We start from the raw sequence: 941 nt of genomic DNA, 5'->3' as shown, positions 1-941 counted from the left end.
TTTCTACAACTGGCCCGAACAGATCAAATCGCTGATCGAGACCGAAAAACCTGCCGCCGTGATCGTCATGCTGGGTTCCAACGACCGCCAGCAGATGAAGGTGGGCGACGTGCGCGAGCAGCCCCGCTCTGAAACCTGGACCAAGGAATATGAGCGCCGGACCGAGGCGTTCGGCAAAGCTATCGCGGAGGCAAAGGTACCCTTCCTATGGGTCGGCATGCCGGCGTTCCGGGTGCCGAAGATGACCTCCGACATGCTGGCCTTCAACGACATCTATCATCAGGCCGCTGAAAGCCATGGCGGTGAATTCGTCGACGTCTGGGACGGCTTCGTCGATGAGAACGGCGCCTTCGTCACCAGCGGCCCCGACATCAACGGCCAACCGGTGCGGCTGCGCGCCGATGACGGCATCAACGTCTCGAGGGCGGGCAAGCGCAAGCTCGCCTTCTATACCGAAAAACCGTTGCTGAAGATCCTCGGCCTGACCGCGCCGGGAAGCGTGGTTACGCCGTCCGCTCCGGCGGGCGCCCCTGTCGAGGCGCCTGCGCCGGCCGCGGCACCCATCGTCATCGACCGCACCGCGCCGATGCTGCTCAGCGATCCGGCACTCGACGGCGGCTCCGAGCTGCTTGGCGCGGCCCCGCCGGCGAAGGCAAATCCGGACCTGCCCGGTGAAAAGCTGGTGGTCGAGGGCAAGGCACCGATTGCCTCGCCCGGCCGCGCCGACGATTTCTCATGGCCGCCGAAGGCCGCAGCCACGACCGACACCACGACCGCGATCAATCGTTAGCATCGCAAAGCGGCTCTGAGGCTGGGCTCAGCGAGGTAGAACGCTCGACCCCATCAGTGCCTCGTCGATCGAGCGCGCCGCCTGGCGGCCCTCGCGGATCGCCCAGACGACCAGCGACTGGCCACGACGCACGTCGCCGGCCGCATAGAGC

General features: G+C 66.1%; 1 protein-coding gene. It reads left to right on the top strand.

The annotated features are described in order from the left end of the window. Positions 1-790, top strand: a 790-nt coding sequence (locus tag EN943_RS37160; protein WP_127416625.1) for a GDSL-type esterase/lipase family protein, incomplete at its 5' end; no start/stop codon positions are given. Between the last annotated feature and the right edge of the window lie 151 nt (positions 791-941).

The sequence above is a fragment of the Mesorhizobium sp. M7A.F.Ca.US.006.01.1.1 genome, assembly GCF_003997935.1.
GTDB lineage: Bacteria > Pseudomonadota > Alphaproteobacteria > Rhizobiales > Rhizobiaceae > Mesorhizobium.
This window is presented reverse-complemented; position numbering and strand designations above follow the sequence as displayed.